The sequence below is a fragment of the Lentzea sp. NPDC036955 genome, assembly GCF_055608005.1.
Window position 1 is genome coordinate 428,150 of sequence record NZ_JBVJRC010000009.1, and the last position, 23,134, is coordinate 451,283.

A 23,134-nucleotide genomic window follows, 5' to 3' on the forward strand; every position below is an offset into this window, starting at 1 on the left:
CCGGTTCGGTATAGTTATACCGTGATCGAACTGAAGTCCGCCGCCGAGCTGGACGTCATGCGCGAAGCGGGTCGCGTCGTCGCACGGGCCCTCGCCGCGTGCCGTGCCCACGCCGCACCGGGGGTCACCCTGCGCGAGCTCGACGAGGTGGCCAGGGAGGTGATCTTCGGGGCCGGTGCGACGTCGCCGTTCCTCGACTACCACCCGCGGTGGTCGCCCAGCCCGTTCCCCGGTGTCATCTGCGCGTCGGTGAACGACGCCGTCGTGCACGGCATCCTGGGCCCGCAGGTGCTCGGTGACGGCGACCTGGTCAGCATCGACTGCGGCGCCGTGGTCGACGGGCTGTGCGGTGACGCCGCCACCAGCTTCGTGATCGGCACCGCCACCGACGCCGACCTCGCGCTCATCGACTGCACCGAACGCGCCCTGCGGGCCGGGATCGACGCCGCCCGGCCGGGCGCGCGGATCGGTGACATCTCGCACGCCATCGGTTCCGTGGCCCGTGCCGGCGGCTACGGCCTGCTCCGGCACCACGGCGGTCACGGCATCGGCCGCGCGATGCACGAGGAACCGTTCGTCCCCAACGAGGGCAAGCCCGGCGAGGGCTTGAAGCTCGTGCCCGGCGTCGTGCTGGCCCTCGAACCGATGCTGCACGCCGGCGGCCGTGACGGCTACAGCAGCGACGACGACGGCTGGACCCTGCGCACCGACGACGGCTCACGCGCCGCCCACGTCGAACACACCGTGGCCATCACCGCCGACGGCCCCGTAGTCCTCACCCTCCCCTGACTCCCTCTTGCCTGAGCAGCAGAGGGGGATCAGGCGGACTTTTGAGGGGTCAGGAGTTCGTTGAGCGCGTCCAGGGAGATGCCCAGCGCGCCGGCGAGCGCCGCGATCGTGAAGAAGGACGGTGTGGGGGCGCGACCGGTCTCGATCTTGCGCACCGTCTCGGCGGACAGACCGGCCCTGGCGGCGATCTCGACCATGCTCTCCTGGCCGCGCGCGTCGCGCAGCAACTGCCCGAGCCGCCTGCCCCGCTCCCGCTGCAGCGAACTCAAGGGGATGCGCACCATGCCCGCGGATTCTACGCGAACTCCGCCCTCCGGTCGGCGTGAGAAAAGTCCGTTGCACGGGCGGCCGACCAACGCATAGGTTCGAAGTACACAAGAGAGGAGGTGGTCCAAAGTTGTATAGCTATCGGACTCGTGAGGTGGCTGTCCGCTAGGACCAGCCCTCGGTGACGCCTGGCGAAACCCAGGCAGCCACCCGACCCCCGGACTTCGAGCGCTGGTCCCGCTCGGCCCGCTCACGCGGGAGTCGTCCGGGGGTTGTCCCATTTCCGGGGAACCGCACCGAGACGACCGAACCTCAGAGCGCCTTCTTCAGCACCGTGAGATCGGCGACGAACGCGTCGTAGGACTCGGTGAAGTCCTCGGCCCTCAGCACGGCCGACGGGTGCACGGTCACGCCGACCCGCAGCCCGTCGTGCTCCACCACCCGGCCCCGGTTCTCGGTGAGCTTGAACGACGGGCCCAGCAACGCCTTCGCCGCCACGGCACCCAGGCACACCACCAGGTCGGGCTTCACCACCCGCAGCTCCTCGCGCAGCCACGGGAAGCACGCGACGACCTCGGAACGCCGTGGCTGCTGGTGAATCCTGCGCTTGCCGCGCGCGGTGAACCTGAAGTGCTTCACCGCGTTCGTGAGGTAGACGTCCGGCCGGTCGATGCCCGCGGCAGCCAACGCCTTGTCCAGCAACCGGCCCGCCGGGCCGACGAACACGTGGCCCTCGACGTCCTCGCGGTCGCCGGGCTGCTCCCCCACCATCATCAGCCGGGCTTTCACCGGCCCCTCGCCGAACACCGTCTGGGTGGCGTCGCGGTACAGCTCGCAGCCGCGGCAGTCGGCGGCGGCAGAACGCAACGCCGCCCAGCTCTTCCCCTCGGGGACGAACTGGGCGGCGGACGCGGTGTCTTTACTTGGTCGAGCGGAAGGCATCCTTGACCTTCTCGCCGGCCTGCTTCAGAGCGCCCTTGGCTTGCTCCGCGCGGCCCTCGGCCTGCCACTGCTCGTTGTCCGTGGCGTCGCCGACCGCGGCCTTGGCGCGGCCCTTGAGCTCCTCGGCCTTGTTCTCGAACTTCTCGTCGGCACCCATGGATCAGGCTCCTCCACTAGCGGTCAGCTACGCCGACCGGTTACCCGGCGAGCAGCGATCCAAACAGTTGATAAGGTGATCACTCGCGGTTGAGAACCCAGCCGCAAGCCGATGAGACGGCTTGCTCTGGGTGTGCCCGCCCTTCGCAAGATGAGCTACCTGGAGCGTCGTCGTCCCACCGGCATGCCGCTGTGACCATGACGACGTGAAAGGAGCCGGCGGTGTCGTCCGCGAGAATCACCGCCCTCGAGGCCGAGGTGGCAGGGTTGCGCAAGGCCCTGGCGTCACGGACCGTCATCGGGCAGGCCACGGGCCTGATCGCCGCACGCAAACCCTGCACACCCCAGCAGGCGTTCCAGCTGCTGGTGCAGATATCACAGCACCACAACATCAAGCTGCACGTCGCGGCCGACCGCCTGGTCGCCGCGTTCGTGCACGCCCACCTCGGCCGGCCGGTGAACCCGGCCGACCAGGTGTTGTGGGATCACGTCAACGCGACCACGGCGAACGAGTCCGGAGGAAGCGACGACGGGTTCGCCGAGGAGGTCAGCAGCACATCCCCGTGAGGCAGCGGGACGGGGGTCGTGCCCAGGTTGACCACCACGCGGGTCTGCCCGCGGTGCAGCACGAAGCACTCCCCGTCCTGCTCCACCACGAACCGGTCGAGTCGCGGATCGGCCAGCTCGGGGCGGGAGCGCCGCAACGCGATCAGCGCGCGATAGGTCTCGTACACCTTCGCGTGCTCCCCCTCACCGACCTCGTCCCACCTCAGCCGCGAGTTCTCCACGGTCTGCGGCGACATGGGGTCCGGTACGTCTGATTCGCCCCACCCGTGGCGGGAGAACTCCCTGCGCCGCCCGGTCCTGACCGCCTCGGCGAGCTGCGGGTCCGGGAAGGACGCGAAGAACTGCCACGGCGTGGAGGCCGCCCACTCCTCCCCCATGAAGATCATGGGCGTGTAGGGCGAGCACAGCACGATCGCCGCCGCGCACAACAACTTCCCGGTGGGCACGGATGCGGGCAACCGGTCACCGGCCGCCCGGTTGCCGACCTGGTCGTGGTTCTGGGTGTAGGCCAGGAACCGGTGGCCGGGGATCAACGCCGTGTCGACCGGCTTGCCGTGGTGCTTCTCCCGGAACGACGACCAGGTGCCGGCGTGGAAGAAGACACCCTCCAGCGTGTTCTTCAGCGCTCCCGGTGCCGCGAAGTCCGCGTAGTACCCGAACGTCTCACCCGTCAGGGCGACGTGCAGGCAGTGGTGCAGGTCGTCCGACCACTGCGCGTGCAGGCCCGTTCCCCCGCCCTCCCGCGCAGTCACCAGTCTCGCGTCGTTCAGGTCGGACTCGGCGATCAGCGTCAACGGCCGCCCGACCGCCGCCGACAACGCGTCCACCTCGACCGCGAGCTCCTCCAGCAGGTGCACCGCGCTCCGGTCGGCCAGTGCGTGCACCGCGTCGAGCCGCAGCCCGTCCACGTGGAAGTCGCGCAGCCACTGCAGGGCGTTGTCGAGCACGTACCGGCGCACCTCGTCGGAGCCGGCGCCGTCGAGGTTGAGGCCGGGACCCCAGTCGTTGCTACCCGCGAAGTACGGGCCGAACCGGTCGAGGTAGGCCCCCGACGGACCGAGGTGGTTGTAGACGACGTCGAGCAGCACGGCCAGGCCGCGGGCGTGGCAGGCGTCGACGAACCGCTTGAAGCCGTCCGGCCCGCCGTAGGGCTCGTGCACCGCGCCCCACAGCACGCCGTCGTAGCCCCAGCCCTCGACGCCGTCGAAGCTGTTGACCGGCATGACCTCGACGAACGTGATGCCCAGGTCCACCAGGTGGTCGAGCTTCCCGATCGCCGCGTCGAACGTGCCCTCGGGCGTGAACGTGCCGATGTGCAGCTCGTAGATCACCCCGCCGGGCAGCGCGCGGCCGGTCCAGCCGCCGTCCTGCCACTCGTAGGTGTGCTCGTAGACGCGGGACGCCTCGTGCACGCCGTTCGGCTGCCACAGCGACCGCGGGTCCGGCAGCGCCTGGCCGTCGACCACGAACGCGTAGTCGGTGCCGCTCACGTCGCAGTGCCACCAGTCGCCGTCGCGCTTCATCCCGTGGTCGACGCCGTCGACCCGGACGTGCACGGACTCGGGCTTCGGTGCCCACACGGAAAAGCTCACGATTCCCCTCGCACGAGCAGAGCCACCGGGTAGCGGTCGAGCAGCGCGGCCAGGTCCTCGGTCGCCGGCCGCCCGGTGAGCACGTCCGTCCACTCCGGACCGGGCAGCGGCAGCGCGGTGCCCTGCCAGCCCTTGCGCGCCAGCCCGACCGGGAGCCGGGTCGCGACGGTGATGACGTGCTCGCGCTGGAACGCGAGCACGTGCTCGGCGGCGGGTCCCTCCGCGCGCAGCGGGCGGTAGCCGTGGAAACCGCGGGCCTTGGCCTGCAACGCCCGGTGCACCACCAGCAGCTTCGCGGCGCCGGTCTCGTCGACCTCCGGCACCCAGCCGTCCTCGATGCGGGCCAGCAGCTCCCTGCGCAGCTCGTAGTCGACCGGCCTGCGGTTGTCCGGGTCGACCAGCGAGTAGTCCCACAGCTCGGTGCCCTGGTAGATGTCCGGCACGCCGGGCGCGGTGAGCTGGACCAGCTTCTGGCCCAGCGAGTTCGACCAGCCCGGCACCGTGAGCCGCTCGGCGAACGCGGCGACCTCGGGCAGCCCGAGCACCTTCGCGGGCCACGCGGCCACCTCGGCGTCGAACTCGGCGTCGCGGTCGACCCACGAGGTCTTGACCTTCGCCTCGCGCGAGGCCTTCTCCAGGTACTGCGCGAGCCGGTCCTCGGTGATCGGCCACGCGCCGAGCAGCGACTGCCAGGCCAGCCGGTTGAGCGACGGCTCGGACAGCCCGTGCCGCGCGGTCATGGTCTCCTCGAACGCCAGGTACTCGTCCGGGATCTCGGCCAGCACGGCGAGCCGGGCCCGCACGTCCTCCGACCGCTTGGTGTCGTGGGTGGTCAGCGTCGTCATCGACCGCGGCCAGCTGGCCTCGCGGGCGGCGGCGCGCTGGTGGAACTCCTCCACCGGCATGCCGAACCGGTCTGGTGAGCCACCGACCTCGTTGAGGGCCACGAAGTTCGTGTACCGGTAGAACGCGGTGTCCTCGGTGCCCTTGGCGACGACCATGCCGGAGGTCTGCTGGATGCGGGTGGCCAGCTCGCCGTGCGGGTCGGCGCGGACCTGCTCGTCCAGCGCCTCGACCGCGGGCGAGGACGACAGCCGCACCGCGGTGTCCCAGTGCTCCAGGCCCTCCGGCAGGTAGGACCGGTACACCGGGAAGTTGACCATCACCTCGGCGACGGCCGCGCACGCGTCCTCGAACGGCACGTCCTTCACCAGCCGCGCGATCCGGCGCACCTCGGCGACCAGGATCGAGTCGGCGACCTGGCGGCGTGACGCGTGCTCGACCTCGTGGAAGGTCGGCTGCCCGTCACGGGGTTCGAACGCGTCCGTCGGCGCGATGAACACGCCGCAGATCTCGCGCAGCGCGTCGTAGCCCGTGGTGCCGTCGACCGGCCAGCTCTGCGGCAGCGTCTCGTCCGGCCCGAGGATCTTCTCGACGACGATCCAGCCGTCGAACTTCGCGCGCAGCGCCCGGAAGTAGCCGCCGGGGTCGGCGAGGCCGTCCGGGTGGTCGATCCGCAGCCCCTCCGCGCCCCACCGCAGCACCTCGTAGTGGGTCATGTCGAACACGTCCGGGTCCTCGACCCGGATCGCGGCCAGCTCGGTGATGTCGAAGAACCGGCGGTAGTTGAGCTCCTGGTTGCCGCGCCGCCAGTTCACCTTGACGAAGTGGTCGTGCTCCTCGTCCTCGGCGTCCTCGGCCAGCACCGGCAGCAGCACCCGCCCCGAGGACCAGTCGATGTCGAAGTACTTGGCGTACTCCGACTCCTGGCCCTTTTCGAGGACGTCCTCCCACCACGGGTTCGGCACGGCCATGTGGTTCGGCACGATGTCGACGTACAGGCCGATGCCGAGTTCGGTCAGCTTGTCCTGCAACGCTTCGCGCGCCTGCTTGCCGCCGAGCTCCTCCCGCGTGCGGGTCGGGTCGGTGACGTCGTAGCCGTGCGTGGAGCCTTCGCGCGCCTCCAGCAGCGGTGACGCGTAGAGCCCGTGCACGCCGAGGCGGTGCAGGTAGTCCGCGATGTTCTCGGCGTCGGCGAAGGTGAAGCCGGGGGTGAACTGGATGCGGTAGGTGGAGTACGGGGCGCCCATCAGGCGGTCCTCTCCAGCACGACCAGCGAGCGCGCGGTCAGCGCGAGGCTGCCCGCCGCCGCGATCGGCTTCTTGCCGGCACCGCCGACCTGGCCGGTCGCGGTGTCGACCACGACCGTCCACTCGGTACCGTAAGAGCTGTCGGGCAATGTCACCTGGATGTCCTCGTGGTGTGCGTTGAACGCCATCAGGAACGAGTCGTCGACCACGCGCATGCCGCGCGAGTCGAGGTCCGGCATGCCTTCGCCGTTGAGGAAGACGACGATGCACTTGCCGAAGTCGTCCTCCCAGTTCTGCTCGGTCATCTCCTCACCGGAGGGGGTGAACCACGCGATGTCGCGCAGCTCGTCGCCCTTGCGGATCGGCCGGCCCGCGAAGAACCGCTTGCGCCGGAACACCGGGTGGGCCTTGCGGAACGCGGTCAGCGCCGAGGTGAAGTCGACCAGCTCGGCGTGCCGCTCCAGCAGCGACCAGTCGACCCAGGAGACCTCGTTGTCCTGGCAGTAGGCGTTGTTGTTGCCGTTCTGCGTGCGGCCGAACTCGTCGCCGTGCAGGATCATCGGCACGCCCTGCGACAGGATCAGGGTGGCGATGAGGTTGCGCCGCTGGCGGGCCCGCAGGTCCACGACCTCCTCGTCGTCGGTCGGTCCCTCGACGCCGCAGTTCCACGAGCGGTTGTGGCTCTCGCCGTCGTTGTTGTCCTCGCCGTTGGCCTCGTTGTGCTTCTCGTTGTACGACACCAGGTCGTTGAGGGTGAAGCCGTCGTGGGCGGTGACGAAGTTGATCGACGCGTACGGCCGGCGGCCGTCGTCCTGGTACAGGTCCGACGACCCGGTGATGCGCGAGGCGAACTCGCCCAGCGTCGCCGGCTCACCGCGCCAGAAGTCCCGGACGGTGTCGCGGAACTTGCCGTTCCACTCCGTCCACAGCGGCGGGAAGTTGCCCACCTGGTACCCACCGGGACCGACGTCCCACGGCTCGGCGATCAGCTTGACCTGCGACACCACCGGGTCCTGCTGCACGACCTCGAAGAACGTCGCCAGCCGGTCCACGTCGTAGAACTCCCGCGCCAGCGTCGCCGCCAGGTCGAACCGGAAGCCATCGACGTGCATCTCGGTGACCCAGTACCGCAGCGAGTCCATGATCAGCTGCAACGTGTGCGGCGTCCGCACGTTCAGGGAGTTACCGGTGCCCGTGTAGTCCATGTAGAACTTGGGCTCGTCGTCCATCACCCGGTAGTAGGCCAGGTTGTCGATGCCCTTCATGGACAGCGTCGGCCCGAGGTGGTTGCCCTCGGCGGTGTGGTTGTAGACCACGTCGAGGATGACCTCGATGCCCGCCTGGTGCAGGGCGCGGACCATGCCCTTGAACTCCTGCACCTGGTTCAGCGGCATGGCCGCGTAGCCGTCGTGCGGCGCGAAGAACCCGATCGTGTTGTAGCCCCAGTAGTTGCTGAGCCTGCGCTCCTGCAACGTGTGGTCGCTGATGAACTGGTGCACGGGCATCAGCTCGACCGCCGTCACGCCCAGCTTGATCAGGTGGTCGATCATCACCGGGTGCGCGAGTCCCGCGTAGGTGCCGCGCAGTCGCGGCGGGATCTCCGGGTGGTCGATCGTGAGGCCGCGGACGTGCGCCTCGTAGATGACGCTCTCGTTGTACGGCGTCCTGGGCGAGCGGTCGTTCGTCCAGTCGAAGAACGGGTTGACCACCACGGACTTCGACACGAACGGCGCCGAGTCCGCGTCGTTGCGCTCCTCGGGCGCGCCGAACTTGTAGCCGTAGAGCGCTTCATCCCACGCGAGGCCGTTGGAGATGGCCTTCGCGTACGGGTCGATGAGCAGCTTGTTGGGGTTGCAGCGAAGGCCCCGCTCCGGGTCGTACGGCCCGTGCACGCGGTACCCGTACCGCTGGCCGGGGCCGACGCCGAGCAGGTAGCCGTGGTGCACGAAACCGTCCACCTCGGGCAACCGGACGCGTGTCTCTGTGCCGTCGTCGTCGAAGAGGCAGAGCTCCACGTACTCGGCAACTTCGGAGAACAGGGCGAAATTCGTTCCTACGCCGTCATAACCAGCGCCTAGCGGATACGGCCTGCCGGGCCAGGGTCGCACGATGCTCCTCACGCGGTAGCGATACCCACACGACCCTATCCGTCTAACCGAGATGCGGCATTCCGCGCGGGTGGCGTTGCGCGGAGGCGCGGGTTAGTTCCCGCGGCCGTGCCGGGGTCCGGTCCACCGTGCGGGCAGCACGGGGTGCACCAACCCCGGCGCGTCGAGCGGTCACGCCCTTGCGTGCGCCAGCACCAGCTGCCCACGTGCGGCCATGAGCAACGTGCGGGCTTCCTGGATCTCGCAGTACTTCAGGTGTTCGACCGCCGCCTCCGCGCACGCCAGCGCGTGGGTGAGGGCCTCGTTGTCCGGTGCGGGACCGGCGTCCCGCAGCGCGTCGCGCAGCGATTCCTCCGCACGCCGTGCCCCGGCCAGCGGGTCGCCGAGCGTGGTCGGCCGCACGGCGGCGAGGACCTGCTCGACAGCCAGTTCCAGCACGTCGGTCGGTGTCCGCGTGCTCACGGCTGAGCTCATCTGGTACGCCACCTCCAAAAGATCCGGGCTTCGTCGTCCGCCGTCGGGTGACGGCCCAACAGTACTCCGCAGGTCGGCGACCTGCCGTTAAGCGGGTGTTTCCGGTGTGCGTTGACGCAGGGGGCGGGTGATGTCCCTGACCAGTGGGAAGAACTCGTCCAGCGGCACGGGGAGGGGGATCCGCCAGTTCGGGTGCTCGTCGACCGTGCCCGGCACGTTGGGCTGCCGGGTGTCCCCCAGCGCGTCCTGCGGTGAGGTCAGCACCAGCGCGCAGGGCGCGTGGGCCAGCAGCTCGTGGGCACCGGCGACGCGGTCGCCGGGGTCGATGCCCTCCGCGCGCATCAGCTCGTCGAAGTCGGGACCGTCCTCACCGGCGAAGAACGTCGCGGCGGTCGGCAGGTCGTGGGTGGAGATGCTGGCCATCGCCTTCGGGTTCCACTGCGCGGGCGGGACCAGCGGGTGGCCCTCCGCGTAGTAGTCGCGCTGGAAGTAGAGGACGGCGCTGGTGAGCATGCCGTTCTCCTGCAGCGTCTTCGTGACGACCGGCTCGACCGTGCCGAGGTCCTCGCCGACGACCACGGCACCCGCGCGGTAGGCCTCCAGCGCGAGCACGCCGAGCATCGCGTCCGCGTCGTAGTGGACGTACGTGCCGCGCGACGGCGGTTCGCCCGGCGGGATCCACCACAGCCGCCACAGGCCGGCGACGTGGTCGATGCGGATGCCGTCGGCGTGCCGCAGCACGCTGCGCAGCACCTGGCGGAACGGCCGGTAGCCGGTCTCGGCGAGCTTGTCGGGGCGCCACGGCGGCAGTCCCCAGTCCTGGCCGTCGGCGCTGAACGCGTCCGGTGGCGCACCGACCTTGACGTCGATGGCGAACGCGTCCGGGTCGGCGAAGGTGTCGGCGCCGCCGGGGTGCACGCCCACCGGGAGGTCGTGGATGACGCCGACGGCCATGCCGGCCTCGTGCGCGGCGAGCCGGACGTCCTGCAGCTGGCGGGTGCACAGGTGCTGGACCCAGGCGTGGAACGCGACCCGTTCGGCCGGTGGTTCCGCGCGGTCGGCCGGCCACGTGCGCCAGTCGCTGCCGTGGACCTCGGCGAGCGCGCAGTAGGTCGCGAACCGCTCCAGGTCGGCGTCCATCTCGATCTCGCCGCCGGGGAAGAGCAGCTCCAGCGCCTGCCGCTTCGCGTCCCACACGGCGTCGTAGTCGATCAGGTCCTCGTTGGCGGGGCGCAGGTCGCGGATGAGCTGCCGGGTCCGCGGGCAGGCCTGCAGGAACTCGGCGGTGTCGGTGATGCGCAGGTACAGCGGGTTCGCGAACCGCCGGCTCGTCGGCGAGTACGGCGAGCGCTCGACCGGGTGCGTCAGGCTGGGCGCCTGCACCGGGTTGACCAGCACGACGCCCGCGTCGAGCTCCTGGCTGCTGCGCCGGGCGACGGTCGCGAGGTCGGCGAAGTCGCCCATCCCCCACGACTCCTGCGAACGCGCGGCGTACAGCTGGAGCATCCAGCCCCAGGTGTGCGGCACGTCCGGCAACGTCCTGGGCGCCACGGCCAGGGTGACGGTCTGCGCCTGCGTGCGGATCGTGTGCCACCCGAGCGGCAACGAGTCCGGCAGATGCCGCTCGACGCCGACCGTCCCGCCGTCCTCCAGCTCGACGGTCGCGGGCCCGCGCAGGTCGTACGTCTCCTGCTCGCGGATCACGATCGTCGGCGGCAGCGCCTGCTCCGCCCGCCTGCGTTCGACCAGAGCCAGCTCGCGCTCGACGGAGTCCGGAGTGGACGCGTCCACGCCGAACTGCGCGAGGACAGCGACGACGACGTCCGTCTCGACGGTCACCTGCTGCTGATCGGAGTTCTCGTACCTCGTGGCGACGCCCCAAGCGTCCGCCAGCCGCGCCACCAACTCCTCCACAGGTACAAGCTATGTCACAGGTGCGCGTCCATTGCCAGAGCAAATGGACCCCGGTCACCCGAAGGGTGCACACCGGTCGGGCACCACCCCGCACACCTGTTTTCGTCAAACATCCGATCGCTGATCGGGAATGGCGACCACGGCCTCGACCTCGACGAGAAATTCCGGCCCGAACAACGCCGCGACCTGGACGAGCGTGCTCGCCGGGTTGTGCACGTCTCCCAGCACCGGCCGCAGCATTTCGTCACGCACGTCCCGGACGGTCTGCACTTCCGACGCGTCGAGCACGTACCACGTGAACTTCACGACATCCGACCAGTCGGCGCCAAACCTCGAAATGACGTGATGAAGATTGCTCAGCGCCTGCCTGGTCTGCGCCGCCAGGTCGTCCACCCCGACCACACGTCCCGTCTCGTCCACCGCGACCTGACCGGAGACGAACAGGAGCCTCCCGCTCACCGCCACCGCGTGGGCGTAGCCGGGGGTGTCCGGCAGGGCGGGCAGCCGGGTCAGGCGCTCTTCGGCGGGCATGGCGCCACAGTACTTCCGCGGATGCGCCCCGCGGGGTCGCGCGGCGGCGGTACCGTCGGCCCATGGGGGCGTTGCGGATCGGCGTCAGGGTCGTGCTCGGTGTCGTGGCGCTCGTCGTCGTGGCGGTGCTGTGGACGGTGTTCTCCTGGGGTCTCGCGAGCACCCTCGCCGACCGCGAGGTCGACCGGATCACGGCGGCACTCCGGACGGCGGCGGCCGACGGCGAGCTGACCCCGGACGAGATCCGCTCGGCGGGCGGCTCCAGCTCGATGCGCTCCGGCGACGGCACCGTGTACGTGACCGCGGACAGCGGCGAGCCGCCGTGGTGGTCGCCGATCGACTGGCACCTCGTGCGGTACGCGGACTGCACGGTGCGCGGCAGCGCGGTCGAGGTCAGCCGCAGCACGCTCGGCGGCACGTACGGCGGGATCAGCTGACCGGGCCGCTGGAGTTGCGCACCACCAGCCGCGCCGAGTGCTCCACCGGTTCGATCTCGCCGCCCCTGATCAGCGTGAACAGGTCCGCGACGGCCCGCTCGCCCTGTTCCTTCGCGGCCCCCTCGACCGCGGTCAGGCCGACGACGCGGGTGAGCTCCTGGCCGTCGAGCGACACGATCGACAGCTCGTCCGGCACGGCCCGCCCGTCGCGCTGCATGCGCAGGAAGATCCCGACGGCCGCGGCACCGCTGGAGCTGATCACGGCGGTGGGCAGGCGCTCGCCGTCCAGGAGCACGTCGACCACCTGCTCGCCGCCGTCGACCGTGGGCGAGCACCAGACCGTCCACTCGGGACGCACGGTGAGCCCGGCGGCCACCAGGATCTCGTCGTAGGACTCGTCCACGCCGTCGGCGAGCACCAGCGCCACGTCCTCGTGGCCGAGCAGCTTCAGGTGCTCGACGGCGGTCTGCAGCGCGTGCCGCAGGTCGGTGTCGTCGACGGTCAGGTGCGGGACCTCCAGCGCCGTGAGCGCGGCCCGTTCCGCCTCGGCCAGCGCCATCGACAGCAGCAGCACCCCGTCGACCCGGCGGCCCAGCGGCATTTCGTCGAAGAACTTCGCGCGCGCCTCCCGCGTGCCCAGCACGTACAGCAGCACGTCGTACCCGGCCGCCCGCAGCGCGCCCTCGGCTCCGGCGAGCACCGGACTGACCTCGGCGGTCACGACCGCTATCGCATAACGCCGGCCACCGGCCAATGAGGAGGCATCACGCGCGATGGCGTACTTCATCCGCCGCGCGACCTCGCTGACGTGTTGCCTCGTCGCCTCCGACACACCCGGTTCGCCGCGCAGCGCGCGCGATACGGTCGCAGCGGACACCCCTGCGGCCTTGGCCACGTCGGACATGCTGGTCACGGCCCCGAGCGTATTGGAGATCCATGAAGCCCGGCGACCTCGCCCCCGACTTCACCCTGCCCGACCAGGACGGAGTCGCCCGCACGCTGTCCGAACTGCTCGGCGACGGCCCGGTCGTGCTGTTCTTCTACCCCGCCGCGATGACCACCGGCTGCACCGCGCAGAGCTGTCACTTCCGCGACCTGGCCGCCGAGTTCGCCGAGGCCGGGGCCCAGCGCGTGGGCATCTCCACCGACGACGTGGCCAAGCAGAAGCAGTTCGCGGAGCTCAACGGCTTCGACTACCCGCTGCTGTCCGATGTCGAGGGTGAGGTCGCCGAGCAGTTCGGCGTGAAGCGCCGGTTCGGGCCGCTGCCGGTCAAGCGGCACACGTTCGTCATCGGCACCGACCGCAGGGTAATGGAGGTCGTGAAGAGCGAGTTCTCGATGAACGCGCACGCGGACAAGGCGCTGGCCGCGCTGCGCGCGCGTTAGCTGTCGGTGATCGTCAGCACGCCGTAGGGCCCGGAGGCCTTGCCCTCCCGGACGGTGGTGCCGTCGATCGTGTACCGGCCGTGCACCTCGGCCCCGTCGGCACCGGCCACGACGACGAGCATCACCGACTTCGAGAGCTCGTCGGCGGGCACCTCGACGGTGCGGGTCCACGGCAGCCGGACACCGGTCTCGTTCTGCACGGAAGCCCCGACGGTGGTGGCGACGGTGAACGCCGTGCCGGTGCCGGTCACCTCGAACACGACCACGCGCTTGCCGGGTGCGGGCGGCGGTTCCTGACCGGTCGGTTCCTGACCGGTCGGTTCCTGACCGGTCGGTTCCGCGACCGCCACCTCGCCGCTCGTCATCTCGCCGGCCGCCTCCCGCACCGCGTCGACGACCTTGCCGCCGTGGAGCACTCCGCCCACGGCCAGCACCGCGACCACGAGCAGCAGGACCCACGGCCACCGCGGTGACGGCGGGACCTCGTGCATCGGCGGTGCGACGCCGTACTCCGGTGGCTGCTTCGACATCGGTGCCTCCCCAGCAGAGAGGTCGATCTCCCGCGGCTCCCCGTTACCGCAGCCCGGCCAGCACGAAGTCCGCGATCTCCCCCGCCAGGGCGGCCGGTGACTTCGGCCCGTCCGGCCGGTACCACGTGGGCAGCTGGTTCACGACGCCGAACGCGATCCGCGCGACGGTCTCCGCCGGCACCGTCGAGCTGAACTCGCCGGAGGCCTGGCCCTTCTCGACCACCGCGAGGAACGTCTCGTGGTAGCGGCGGCGCTCGGCGCGGAAGTCGGTCATCCGCTCCTCGCCGAGCCGCGGCATCTCCCGGACGAACACGGCGGTCTCGTCGGCCCGTTCCGCGGTGGAGACCACCAGCGACGTCAGGATCTCCCGCACCGTCTCGGCCGCGGGCAGGCCCGCGGCGATGATCCGGTCCATGTCCGCGGACTGGGCGGTGATGAGCAGCCGGTAGATCTCGAAGAGCAGGTCGTCCTTGGAGCGGAAGTAGTGGTACAGCGCGCCCTTGGTGACCTCGGCGGCCGCCACGATCTCCTGCACCGAGGTCGCGTCGTAGCCCTGCGACGCGAACAGGCGGACGGCCGCGTCGATGATCCGCTGCTCGGTGGTGCCCGGCACCGCTACCCCTTGGGTGCCAGCGCGCGCACCTGCTCGACCTGGTCGCCACCGGTCGGGAGCAGGGCGATGATCGGGGTGTCCACGCCGGCGGCCTGGTACTCGGCGACGCGCTCGCGGCAGCGGTCGGCGGAACCGTGCACGACCAGGGCGTCGACCACGGAGTCGGGGATCGACCTCGCGGCGGCCTTGCGGTCGCCCGCGGCCCACGCCTCGTGCATCGGGCGCAGCTCCTCGCCGCGGCCCAGCCAGTCGTGGAACGCCGCGTAGGCGGGCACGGTCAGGTAGGTGCTGATCAGCATGCGGCCCAGCGCGCGTGCGGCGTCGGCGTCCTCGGTCGGGCAGACGAAGATCCGGGCGGCCAGCTCGGAGTCCGCGCCCAGCTCGGACCGGACCTGTGCGACGTCGGTGGCGGCGAGCCAGTTCGTGATGGCGCCGTCGGCCTCACGACCGGCCAGGCGCAGCATGTTCGGGCGCAGCGCCGCGAGCATGATCGGCACCCGCTCGGCCGGCGGGCGTTCCAGCTTGAAGCCCTTGACGGAGAACGTGTCGTAGTCGGCGCTGACCTTCTCCCCCGCCAGCGCGGACTTCAGGAACCGCAGGGTGTCGCGGGTGCGCTTGAACGGCTCCTCGAACGGGATCGCGTTCCAGCGCTGCACGATCGCGGGCGAGGACGAGCCGATGCCCAGCACGAACCGGCCGCCGGTCACCTCGGCCAGCGTCGCCGCCGTCATCGCGAGCGTCGCGGGACCGCGGGTGTAGACGGGGGCGATCGCGGGGCCGAAGCGCAGCGACGACGACCACTGGGCGGCCAGCGCGAGCGGCGTGAAGGCGTCCGTCCCGGTCGTCTCGGCCGACCACACGTCGGTGTAGCCGAGGTCGGCCAGCTCGCTGACCAGCGCGCGGTGGTCGAGCACCGGCACGCCGATCAGCGGCAGCGTGATTCCCCAACGAGCCATGAGCGCCTCCCAAGTCCACTTGGGCGACACCCTACCGACCGGTCGGTATGCCTACAACTTCCGCGCGAGGGTCAGGCCGTCGGCGATGGGCACGAGCACCGACTCCACCCGCGGGTCGGCCAGCACGAACCGGTTGAACGCGTCGATCGCCGCCGCGTTGCCCTCGGGCTGCTCGTCGGCGGCGTCGCCGTAGTAGAGGGTGTTGTCCGCGAGCAGCAGTCCGCCCTGCCGCACGCGCGGCACCAGCAGGTCCCAGTAGTGCGCGTACCCGACCTTGTCCGCGTCGATGAACACCAGGTCGATCGTGGGCTCCTCGGGCAGCTCCGCGAGCGTCTGCCCGGCGGGGCCCAGCCGCAGCTCGATGCGGTCCCGCACGCCGGCGGCCTGCCACGCCTCCTCGGCGATGCGGGTCCACTCCGGCGAGACGTCGCAGGTGATGACCTTGCCCGACGGTGGGAGCGCCTGCGCGAACGCGAGCGTGGAGTACCCGGTGTAGGTGCCGACCTCGACCACGGTCTGCGCGCCGGTGAGCTTGACCAGCAGGGAGAACAGGACCGCCTGCTCGTGCGGGACCTGCATCTCCGCCGAGTCGCCGAGCTCCAGCGTCCGCGCGATCAGCTTCTCCTGCACCGCACTGGGCTGGCCTGCCTGCTCGCGCACGTAGCGGTAGATCTGCGGGGTCATGACCACGGCCTTGAAGTCGTTCACGCGCGGCCTTCTCTCATAGTCGGGTGGCGAACGTCCTGAGGGTGTCGGCGTACTCGGGTCGCACCGGGTGCTTCGCGAGGTCGCGGTCCATGGCGGCGAAGACGGCGGCGCGGTGTGCACGGTAACGGCTGGAGCACACGTTTTCGCGGCTGACCAGGAAGAACTCGTCGAACCTGTCTCGTTCTGCGTCGGTGGTGGACATGCGCGCACGACCGGACTCGCGCAGCAGCGAGTCGCCGTCCGGCACGAGTCTGCGCATGACCTCCATGTGTGCCAACAGGTTCGCCTTGCTCGCGGAGGACAGGGGTGCGGCCGCCGCGGGCCCCAGTGCGGCACGGGCCCTGCGCAGCAGACCGGGCACGGGCTCGTAGTCACGGGCCCAGCGCCCGCTGAACGCGAGGTCGAACGACGTCATCAACGGCCGGATGACGTCCTCGTAGACCTCACGGGAACAGCTGCCCGAATACGCCAGCAGCACCGAGTACGCGTCGTATCCAAGCGCAGTGAGGCGGACTAGTTGCGAATCACGCTCGCGTATCAGCCTATCGAGTGAAGCCGAAAGAAACCTCCAGACGAAAAATGCGCCGTGGTGCCCCAGGAACCACCGGTGGACGGCCCGTCCGACCTCGTCATCGGGGACGCTGATCTCCAGCGGGATCTGGTAGCAGTCATCCGCGCACGGAATCAGTTCCGAACCGGGCATCGGCAGTCGCAGCACCGGCAGGTCGACGGCCGCGTGCCCCCAGACCGGGCTGAAAACGGGCGCGCTCATCCCACACCGTCCTTCTCCGTCGCGCTCTCGGCGGCGACGATCTCGTCCAGCAGGTCGGCCACCCGGCCGATCGCGGTGTCCAGCGGCCGGTCCTCCTCGATCGCCGGCACCTCGGCGGCGATCCGGTCGACCACGTCCGCGAGCCTCGGGGCGCGCGGGCGGCGGGCGCCGACGTGGACGGCCTGGCGCAGCGCGACGGCGAGCCCGCCGTGCAGGTAGCGCAGCAGCCTCGTCTGGTCGAGCGCGGTGAGCGCGGCCTGCGTGCCGAACGGGACGACGTCCTGGTTGTGCAGGTTGGTCGGCAGGCTCTGCGCCGAGGCGGGCAGCGTGGCCCTGCGCATGGCGGCGACCGTGGCGGTCGCGGAGATCTGGATGCCCTGCACCGCGTGCTGCTGTCCCGGCGCCGGGCTGAGCATGGGCGGGAGGCCGCCGGTGCGGTGCGGGTCGACCAGCAGGTCGAGCTGGCGTTCGGCCAGGTTGCCCAGCTGGGCCAGGGCGAGGCTGAGCGCGTCGGCGGCGAAGGCGCTGGGCTGGCCGAAGAAGTTGCCGCCGTGCAGCACCTCCCCGGTCTCGGGGAAGAACAACGGGTTGTCGCTCACGCCGTTGAGGTCGCGGCGCACCACCTCGTCGGCGTGCCGGATGCTCGTGCGGGCCGCACCGGCCAGCTGTGGCACGCACCGGATGCTGTACGCCTCCTGCAGGGGGCGTTGACCGGAGGGGGTGCTGCCGCGCAACCAGGTCCGCAGCGCGGCACCGACGTCGGCGACGTCCGGGTGGCCGAACGCGGCGAGCAGCGCGGGTGACGCGAACTCCGTGCCGCAGCCGAGGACGTCGGTCAGCAAGGCGGACAGCAGTTCCGCGACGCGGTGCGACCGCTGTGCCTGCGCGACGGCGAGACCGAGCACGGCGGCGGTGACCGAGATGCCGTTCACGACGGCGAGGGCGTCGCGACCGTCGAGCTCGACCGGGCGCAGACCAGCCTCGCGCAGCGCGTCGGCCGCGGGCACCAGCCGGCCGCCGAGGAACGCGTTCCCGTTGCCGCGCAACGCGTGTGCCACGTAGGCGAGCGGTTGCAGGTCGCCGCTCGCACCGACCGAGCCGAGCCGCGGCACGGCGGGCGCGAAGTCCGTCGCGAGCATGGCGACCAGTGCGTCGACGACGTGCTCCGAGACGCCGGAACGCCCGTGTGCCAACGAGAAGAGCCGGGCCAGCACCGCGGCCCTGGTGACCTCGGGCGGCAGCAGCTCGCCGTGGCCGACGATGTGGTGCAGGATCGTGTTGTCGCTCTGGCTGCCGCTGTCCTCGCGACCCCCGAACTCGACGAGCGGCCCGAAACCCGTTGTGACACCGTAGATCGCGCGGCCGGAGCCGCTGACCTCGAGCACGAACGCACGGCAGTGCGCGATCCGCGCCCGCACCTCGTCGGGCAGCGCGACGTTCAGCGGTCCTCTCGCTCGCTCCAGGTGCTCGGGTAGCAGGGCCGCCGTCAGGCTCAGGGCAGCAGCGGGTGTTCGCACGGGCACGACGCCTCCAGGGGGATCGGGCGTTGGTTCAGCGCATGTCGTTCGGCGCGACACGAAACCGTGCCGCGCAACGACCTCAGCAGCACCCGCGACGATCCCCGGTTGACCCGCCGGCGAGGAAGGGCCTTCCGTACCAACTGGTCAGATTGCCTGTTGACGATCGGGTGACAGCGCTCTCCCGTGCGGCGGTGTCTCAGTCCGCGGGAGTGACGAGCCCGCCGGAGCGGTGGTCGAACTCCCCGTCGACGATGCGCGCCAGGACGCCGGCCGACTGCTCCACGGGGGTGAACCTGCCCTGCTCCCGCTGCGACCTCGCCCACCGCGCGACGCTGCGGCCCGCTTCGTCGTCCGGTGCGGCCCTGCTGCCGCGGCCCATCAGGCCGACGTCGACCATGCCGGGGTCGTAGCTCAGCACGGCGATGGGCCGGTCCCTCAGCTCGGCGGCGAGGTTCTCCCCCAGCTTGAGCACGGCCGCCTTGGACACGGAGTACGCCGACAGCAGCGGCCAGCGGTGCACACCGGCGTTGCTGACGATGTTGACGATCCGGCCGCTGGTCATCGTGCGCAGCGCCGCGGTGGTGGCGAGCGCGAGCCCGCGCAGGTTGACCTCGAAGGTCCGCCACCACTCGTTCTCGTCGACCTCCCACGTCGGCCCGACCGGCCCGCCGAGCGCGGCGTTGTTGACGAGCACGTCGATCGGCCCGACGCTCTCGATGAGCTTGGGCGTGGCCTGCGGGTCGGCGAGGTCGGCGACGTGCGCCTCGACCTCGACACCACGGGCCCGCAGCTCCTGCTCGGCCACGGCCAGCGCGCGTTCGTCGCGGCCGGTGATGACCAGCCGGTGCCCACGCGCGCCCACGGCGTCGCTGAAGGCCCGGCCCAGCTCCTTGGCACCGCCGGTGATGAGAACGCGCATCAGCCGTCGTTCCCCGGCAGGCGGCGGAGGATCTGGCCGGACGCGGACCTCGATGTCTCTTTCACAGACACAACCTGGCGCACGTCCTCGCACGGCGCCACCTCCGCGGTCACGCACGGCCAGGTGACGTCGCCCTGCGTGACCGCGAACTCCTCGCCGTTGAGCCGATCGGGCCTACCGGCGTGAACCACCTCGGCGTCCGGCCGCGCTCAGAGCGAGATGCCCCGCGCCGCCAGCCAGCCCACCGGGTTGATCTTCTGCGACCCGTCGACCCACACCTCGAAGTGCAGGTGCGGCCCGGTCGACTGACCGCGGTTGCCCATGGTCGCGATCTGCTGCCCGGCCTTCACCACGGCACCCTGCGCGACGTCGATGGTGTTGACGTGCCCGTAGACGGTGATGGTGCCGTCCGCGTGCTGCACCCGCACCCACAGCCCGAACCCGCTGGCGGGTCCGGCCTCGACCACCGTGCCGTCCAGGACGGACAGGATCGGCGTGCCGATGGCGTTGGCGATGTCGACGCCGTTGTGGCTGGTCCCCCACCGGGCACCGAAGCCCGAGGTGAACGACCCCTGCGCCGGCTTGACCGCCTTGGGCCTGCGGGCCTCTTCCTCCGCCGCCTTGCGCGCCGCCTCACGCGCCGCCTCGGCCGCCACGCGTGCCGCCTCGGCCCTGATGGCCTCCTGCCGCTGCGCGTACGCACCCTCCGCGGCCTTCATGGCCTCGCGGACGTTGAACTGCACCTGGAGCTGCTCGGCCTGCAACAGGTGGCGCGTCTCCACGGCGGTGTCGACGGCGTGCACCGTCTCCACCGCTCCTGGCTGGTGCTGCTGCTGGGTCATCGCCGCCGCCAACTCGGACGTGGCGGCGACGGGAACGATCCGGTCGACGGGGGTGACCGTGGCCATCGCCTGGGTGAAGCCGGCGCCGACGAGGGCACCTGCGGCGACGACCGCCGTGACGGCCTTCTTGCGGTCCAGGTCCACTCTGCCGATCACGTCGATCAGCGGACCCTTCGCACGATGCCGTGCCAAAACTGCCTCCATGCACACTCGGGGGGAGTCCGATCCGCCTGCTGTGCGTGCCGGGGTTTCGGGGACCCGGATGGCGCGCGGTGGACTGGACCCCTTCGGGGGTGGGTCCGTGTCCTGGCGGTTATCGAACCGTGACATGCGGCAGGGAACGTAACCTCGCGTTATCGCCGGAAGCAAGCGATGTGGTTATTTGGGTGACGGAGCCCACTCATGACTACTTTGAGTAGTCGAGTGAGGTCAGCGGTTGATAACAACCACTAGACCAATGCCGTTCTTCGGTGTTTGTACTGGTCAGTCGCTTTATCGAGAAAGGCCGACGGGGTGGTGTGAGGGGTCCGCCAGCCGTACGCGACCGGCAACCCCCGCTTGTCGCCGCTTCGCGACGATCGCGGCGCCGACCTCGCGAAACTGTCAGACCCCGCGCGTACGTTGGGTCGCGGGGGACCCGAAACGCGAGGGGACCCCTGCGCGAGCGTGCCTGACGGCATCAGCCGAGCAAGACGGACGCCACGGACGCGATCGTCCGCCACCCGCCACCTGGCACCCATGCGCCGAAGCTCCCGCAGAGGCGCGAGCCCAGCCCTCGCCGCCCACCCCTCCCCTCTTCCCCCAGCGAACCGAGGACGGGTGCAACCCCCACCCACCGGCGCAACGCAAAGGGCCGCCGGACGCATCACGCGTCCGACGGCCCGGAGAAAGCGGAAGGAGCTACTTGTAGCGCGCCGCCGCCGGGGGGAGCGGGGCCGGGTCCAGGCCCTCGTGGATCACCTTCATCGCGTTGAACCAGGTCGGCGCGGCCACCTGGCCGCCGTAGACGCCCGAGTTGGAGCCGGGGCAGAAGCGGATCGGGTTCGCGCAGATGACCTCGGGGCGGTTGCCGTCGGCGTAGGTCATGACGGCGCCCGCGTACTGCGGGGTGGCGGCCATGAAGGCGACCGACTTGTGCTCCTCGGTGGTGCCGGTCTTGCCGATCGTCGGGCGGGTCCAGCCGGCGGCGCGGGCGGCGTCGGCGGCGGTGCCGGAGCCGACCGTGTCGTGGGACAGGCCCTGCGCCAGCGAGTTGGCGAGGTCAGGGGTGACGGCCTGCTCGCAGGGCTTCTCCTTCAGCGGCATGGGGTTGCCGTGGCGGTCCAGGACCTGCTCCACCGGGGTGGGCGGGCACCAGCTGCCGTTCGAGACGATGGTGGCGGCGACGTTCGCCAGTTCCAGGACGCTGGTCGCGCCAGGGCCGAGGGTGTAGGAGCCGGCGTTGTTCTGCTTGGTCCAGTCGCCCTGGGAGGGGCCGTTGGAGCCGTCGGACTTCAGGGGCTCGGCGCCGCGGTTGTGGGTGGCGAGGGTCTCGCGCATGCCGAGGCGGTAGCCCATGTCGACGACGCGGTCGAGGCCGGTCTTCTCCTGCAGGATCACGAAGCCGGTGTTCGGCGACGTGGCGAGCGCCTGGGTCAGCGACATCTTCTCCGCGTAGCCGCTGCCCGCGTTCTCGACCTTCCACGCCGAACCGCCGTTGGGGTACACGCGGGAGTAGTGGACCTTCGGGACCGGGATCTCGCGGTCGATGCCCGTCACGCCCTGCTCGAGCGCCGCGGCGGCGGTGAAGACCTTGTTGACCGAGCCGGGGCCGAACGGGAGCACCTCGGCGGGCACGGGGCGGGCGACCTGGCCCAGGTCGGCGTTGTTGCCGTAGTCGCGGGAGGCGACGAGGGCGCGGACGCGGTGCTTGTCCTTGCCGGGCTGGACCACGGACATGACGTTCGCGATGCCGTTCTGCATCTTCGGCACCTGCTGCTCGGCGGCCGTCTTGGCCGCCTTCGTGGCCTTCGGGTCCATCGTCGTCTTGATCGTGAGGCCGCCGCGCTGCAGCTGCGCCTTCGTGATGCCCGCGTCCTGCAGGTAGTCGAGCAGGTAGGAGCAGAAGAAGCCGTAGATCGGGCCGTCACCGGCGCCGACGCAGCCCTTGGGCAGGATCTGCAGGTCGTCGGTCACGCCCAGCGGCTCGGCCTTGTACTCGTCGGCCTTCTTCTTCGCCTCGGTCTCGTCCTGGCCGAACGCGCCGTTCTCGCGCATCTTGTCGATCACCGTGTTGCGGCGTTCGAGGGCCTTCTCCGGGTTCGCGCCGGGGTTCAGCGACGACGGGCGGTTCGCGATGGCGGCGAGCAGCGCCGCCTGCGGGACGGTCAGCTTGTCGGCGGTCGTCTTGAAGTACGCCTTGGCGGCGGCACCGACACCGTAGGTCTGGTTGCCCAGCGGCACGATGTTCAGGTAGCCGGCGAGGATCTCGTCCTTGGACATCTGCTGCTCGAGCTGCAACGCGACGCGCGCCTCGCGCAGCTTGCGGCCGACGGTCGCCTCGGTGGCCTTCTCCCAGGCCTCCTGCTCGTTGTCGGCGCCGAGCACGAACGCCATGTAGTTCTTGACGTACTGCTGCGTCAGCGTCGAGGCGCCCTGGGTCGCGCCACCGTCCACACCGGCCTTGGCGGCGGCACGGGCGATGCCCTGCCAGTCGACGCCGCGGTGCTCGAAGAACCGCTTGTCCTCGATCGCGAGGATCGCGGCCTTCATCGTGTCGGAGATCTGGTTCGACTCCAGCGGGATCCGGTACTGGTCGTACAGGTAGGCGATCGGCTCGCCGTTCATGTCCGTGATGGTGGTGACGAGCGGCAGCTCCCCCTTGGCGAGGTCACCCGACGTCTGGTCGACCTGGTCGGCGGCGCGGTTCGACGCGAGCCCCAGCCCTCCTGCGAACGGGAACACCATCGCTGCCAGGAGCACGCCCGCCGTCAGGCACAACCCCATCAACTTGACCAAGCCTGACGCGCGTGCGGCGAACAA

At 70.7% G+C, this 23,134-nt stretch carries 23 protein-coding genes; 4 read left to right on the forward strand and 19 right to left on the reverse strand.

Annotated elements, in window-relative coordinates:
* Positions 1–21 precede the first annotated feature (21 nt).
* Positions 22–789 carry a type I methionyl aminopeptidase gene (gene map / locus ACZ7CF_RS31285; RefSeq protein WP_470371262.1) on the forward strand — a complete coding sequence of 256 codons (768 nt, stop codon included), beginning with the start codon at positions 22–24 and terminating at the stop codon, positions 787–789.
* A 29-nt stretch (positions 790–818) separates the two neighbouring features.
* On the opposite strand, the gene ACZ7CF_RS31290 is transcribed toward map, so the two are convergent.
* The 3 genes from ACZ7CF_RS31290 to ACZ7CF_RS31300 form a co-directional block, all read right to left on the reverse strand.
* Entirely contained in the window at positions 819–1,073 is a 255-nt protein-coding gene (locus ACZ7CF_RS31290) for a helix-turn-helix domain-containing protein (RefSeq protein WP_360396151.1), read from the reverse strand.
* A gap of 295 nt (positions 1,074–1,368) precedes the next feature.
* On the reverse strand, positions 1,369–1,998 hold the full coding sequence (locus tag ACZ7CF_RS31295; RefSeq protein ID WP_470371263.1) for a UdgX family uracil-DNA binding protein: 630 nt from the start codon (positions 1,996–1,998) through the stop codon (positions 1,369–1,371).
* Positions 1,976–2,155, reverse strand: a complete 180-nt coding sequence (locus ACZ7CF_RS31300; protein WP_360396148.1) for a CsbD family protein — start codon at positions 2,153–2,155, stop codon at positions 1,976–1,978. The genes ACZ7CF_RS31295 and ACZ7CF_RS31300 overlap by 23 nt, the downstream gene beginning before the upstream one ends.
* Positions 2,156–2,376: 221 nt before the next feature.
* Here ACZ7CF_RS31300 and ACZ7CF_RS31305 point away from each other — a divergent pair, with 221 nt between their 5' ends.
* Entirely contained in the window at positions 2,377–2,721 is a 345-nt protein-coding gene (locus tag ACZ7CF_RS31305; RefSeq protein ID WP_360396146.1) for an ANTAR domain-containing protein, read from the forward strand.
* Here ACZ7CF_RS31305 and treZ read toward each other — a convergent pair.
* The 6 genes from treZ to ACZ7CF_RS31335 form a co-directional block, all read right to left on the reverse strand.
* Positions 2,640–4,313 (reverse strand): malto-oligosyltrehalose trehalohydrolase, encoded by a 1,674-nt coding sequence (gene treZ, locus ACZ7CF_RS31310; protein ID WP_360396145.1) that lies wholly within the window; start codon positions 4,311–4,313, stop codon positions 2,640–2,642. The genes ACZ7CF_RS31305 and treZ overlap by 82 nt on opposite strands.
* The gene (gene treY, locus ACZ7CF_RS31315; protein ID WP_470371264.1) at positions 4,310–6,403 is read right to left on the reverse strand and encodes a malto-oligosyltrehalose synthase; all 2,094 of its coding nucleotides are present in this window, start codon (positions 6,401–6,403) and stop codon (positions 4,310–4,312) included. Before treY ends, treZ begins: the two co-directional genes overlap by 4 nt.
* Positions 6,403–8,511 carry a glycogen debranching protein GlgX gene (gene glgX, locus ACZ7CF_RS31320; protein ID WP_360396142.1) on the reverse strand — a complete coding sequence of 703 codons (2,109 nt, stop codon included), beginning with the start codon at positions 8,509–8,511 and terminating at the stop codon, positions 6,403–6,405. Before glgX ends, treY begins: the two co-directional genes overlap by 1 nt.
* 171 nt (positions 8,512–8,682) lie before the next feature.
* Positions 8,683–8,985 (reverse strand): hypothetical protein, encoded by a 303-nt coding sequence (locus ACZ7CF_RS31325; RefSeq protein ID WP_360396140.1) that lies wholly within the window; start codon positions 8,983–8,985, stop codon positions 8,683–8,685.
* An 87-nt stretch (positions 8,986–9,072) separates the two neighbouring features.
* A complete protein-coding gene (locus ACZ7CF_RS31330; protein ID WP_470371265.1) occupies positions 9,073–10,899 on the reverse strand; it encodes a 4-alpha-glucanotransferase in 1,827 nt (608 codons plus the stop codon).
* 105 nt (positions 10,900–11,004) lie between these two features.
* The gene (locus ACZ7CF_RS31335) at positions 11,005–11,430 is read right to left on the reverse strand and encodes a RidA family protein (protein WP_360396137.1); all 426 of its coding nucleotides are present in this window, start codon (positions 11,428–11,430) and stop codon (positions 11,005–11,007) included.
* A 62-nt stretch (positions 11,431–11,492) separates the two neighbouring features.
* Here ACZ7CF_RS31335 and ACZ7CF_RS31340 point away from each other — a divergent pair, with 62 nt between their 5' ends.
* The gene (locus ACZ7CF_RS31340) at positions 11,493–11,867 is read left to right on the forward strand and encodes a hypothetical protein (RefSeq protein WP_360396135.1); all 375 of its coding nucleotides are present in this window, start codon (positions 11,493–11,495) and stop codon (positions 11,865–11,867) included.
* Here the strand turns inward: ACZ7CF_RS31340 and ACZ7CF_RS31345 are convergent.
* Positions 11,860–12,771 (reverse strand): LacI family DNA-binding transcriptional regulator, encoded by a 912-nt coding sequence (locus ACZ7CF_RS31345; protein WP_360396484.1) that lies wholly within the window; start codon positions 12,769–12,771, stop codon positions 11,860–11,862. The two genes, ACZ7CF_RS31340 and ACZ7CF_RS31345, sit on opposite strands and share 8 nt — an antisense overlap.
* A gap of 32 nt (positions 12,772–12,803) precedes the next feature.
* Here ACZ7CF_RS31345 and ACZ7CF_RS31350 point away from each other — a divergent pair, with 32 nt between their 5' ends.
* Positions 12,804–13,253 carry a peroxiredoxin gene (locus tag ACZ7CF_RS31350; protein WP_360396134.1) on the forward strand — a complete coding sequence of 150 codons (450 nt, stop codon included), beginning with the start codon at positions 12,804–12,806 and terminating at the stop codon, positions 13,251–13,253.
* Here the strand turns inward: ACZ7CF_RS31350 and ACZ7CF_RS31355 are convergent.
* The 9 genes from ACZ7CF_RS31355 to ACZ7CF_RS31395 form a co-directional block, all read right to left on the reverse strand.
* On the reverse strand, positions 13,250–13,783 hold the full coding sequence (locus tag ACZ7CF_RS31355) for a hypothetical protein (protein ID WP_470371266.1): 534 nt from the start codon (positions 13,781–13,783) through the stop codon (positions 13,250–13,252). The two genes, ACZ7CF_RS31350 and ACZ7CF_RS31355, sit on opposite strands and share 4 nt — an antisense overlap.
* Before the next feature lie 43 nt (positions 13,784–13,826).
* The gene (locus ACZ7CF_RS31360) at positions 13,827–14,396 is read right to left on the reverse strand and encodes a TetR/AcrR family transcriptional regulator (RefSeq protein WP_360396131.1); all 570 of its coding nucleotides are present in this window, start codon (positions 14,394–14,396) and stop codon (positions 13,827–13,829) included.
* A 2-nt stretch (positions 14,397–14,398) separates the two neighbouring features.
* Positions 14,399–15,352, reverse strand: coding sequence for an LLM class F420-dependent oxidoreductase (locus ACZ7CF_RS31365; protein WP_360396129.1), 954 nt, complete (start codon positions 15,350–15,352; stop codon positions 14,399–14,401).
* A 51-nt stretch (positions 15,353–15,403) separates the two neighbouring features.
* Positions 15,404–16,060 carry an O-methyltransferase gene (locus ACZ7CF_RS31370; RefSeq protein ID WP_470371267.1) on the reverse strand — a complete coding sequence of 219 codons (657 nt, stop codon included), beginning with the start codon at positions 16,058–16,060 and terminating at the stop codon, positions 15,404–15,406.
* A gap of 13 nt (positions 16,061–16,073) precedes the next feature.
* Positions 16,074–16,832, reverse strand: coding sequence for an L-tyrosine 3-hydroxylase (locus ACZ7CF_RS31375; protein ID WP_470371268.1), 759 nt, complete (start codon positions 16,830–16,832; stop codon positions 16,074–16,076).
* Entirely contained in the window at positions 16,829–18,355 is a 1,527-nt protein-coding gene (locus ACZ7CF_RS31380; protein WP_360396123.1) for an HAL/PAL/TAL family ammonia-lyase, read from the reverse strand. The genes ACZ7CF_RS31375 and ACZ7CF_RS31380 overlap by 4 nt, the downstream gene beginning before the upstream one ends.
* Positions 18,356–18,548: 193 nt before the next feature.
* Positions 18,549–19,271, reverse strand: a complete 723-nt coding sequence (locus ACZ7CF_RS31385; protein WP_458431250.1) for an SDR family NAD(P)-dependent oxidoreductase — start codon at positions 19,269–19,271, stop codon at positions 18,549–18,551.
* A 209-nt stretch (positions 19,272–19,480) separates the two neighbouring features.
* Complete coding sequence (locus ACZ7CF_RS31390; RefSeq protein ID WP_470371269.1) at positions 19,481–20,305, reverse strand: M23 family metallopeptidase; 825 nt, start codon at positions 20,303–20,305, stop codon at positions 19,481–19,483.
* Positions 20,306–21,013: 708 nt separating this feature from the next.
* A complete protein-coding gene (locus ACZ7CF_RS31395; protein WP_360396118.1) occupies positions 21,014–23,098 on the reverse strand; it encodes a transglycosylase domain-containing protein in 2,085 nt (694 codons plus the stop codon).
* Positions 23,099–23,134: the final 36 nt, after the last annotated feature.

What these genes read in the sequence shown, in the direction of transcription:
- ACZ7CF_RS31385 (WP_458431250.1), bottom strand. Translation starts at nt 19,271, where the DNA reads ATGCGCGTTCTCATCACCGGCGGTGCCAAGGAGCTGGGCCGGGCCTTC.
- ACZ7CF_RS31355 (WP_470371266.1), bottom strand. Translation starts at nt 13,783, where the DNA reads ATGTCGAAGCAGCCACCGGAGTACGGCGTCGCACCGCCGATGCACGAG.
- ACZ7CF_RS31350 (WP_360396134.1), top strand. Translation starts at nt 12,804, where the DNA reads ATGAAGCCCGGCGACCTCGCCCCCGACTTCACCCTGCCCGACCAGGAC.
- ACZ7CF_RS31395 (WP_360396118.1), bottom strand. Translation starts at nt 23,098, where the DNA reads ATGGGGTTGTGCCTGACGGCGGGCGTGCTCCTGGCAGCGATGGTGTTC.
- ACZ7CF_RS31365 (WP_360396129.1), bottom strand. Translation starts at nt 15,352, where the DNA reads ATGGCTCGTTGGGGAATCACGCTGCCGCTGATCGGCGTGCCGGTGCTC.
- ACZ7CF_RS31325 (WP_360396140.1), bottom strand. Translation starts at nt 8,985, where the DNA reads ATGAGCTCAGCCGTGAGCACGCGGACACCGACCGACGTGCTGGAACTG.
- ACZ7CF_RS31345 (WP_360396484.1), bottom strand. Translation starts at nt 12,771, where the DNA reads ATGTCCGACGTGGCCAAGGCCGCAGGGGTGTCCGCTGCGACCGTATCG.
- ACZ7CF_RS31335 (WP_360396137.1), bottom strand. Translation starts at nt 11,430, where the DNA reads ATGCCCGCCGAAGAGCGCCTGACCCGGCTGCCCGCCCTGCCGGACACC.
- ACZ7CF_RS31290 (WP_360396151.1), bottom strand. Translation starts at nt 1,073, where the DNA reads ATGGTGCGCATCCCCTTGAGTTCGCTGCAGCGGGAGCGGGGCAGGCGG.
- ACZ7CF_RS31295 (WP_470371263.1), bottom strand. Translation starts at nt 1,998, where the DNA reads ATGCCTTCCGCTCGACCAAGTAAAGACACCGCGTCCGCCGCCCAGTTC.
- treY (WP_470371264.1), bottom strand. Translation starts at nt 6,403, where the DNA reads ATGGGCGCCCCGTACTCCACCTACCGCATCCAGTTCACCCCCGGCTTC.
- ACZ7CF_RS31340 (WP_360396135.1), top strand. Translation starts at nt 11,493, where the DNA reads ATGGGGGCGTTGCGGATCGGCGTCAGGGTCGTGCTCGGTGTCGTGGCG.
- ACZ7CF_RS31375 (WP_470371268.1), bottom strand. Translation starts at nt 16,832, where the DNA reads ATGAGCGCGCCCGTTTTCAGCCCGGTCTGGGGGCACGCGGCCGTCGAC.
- ACZ7CF_RS31300 (WP_360396148.1), bottom strand. Translation starts at nt 2,155, where the DNA reads ATGGGTGCCGACGAGAAGTTCGAGAACAAGGCCGAGGAGCTCAAGGGC.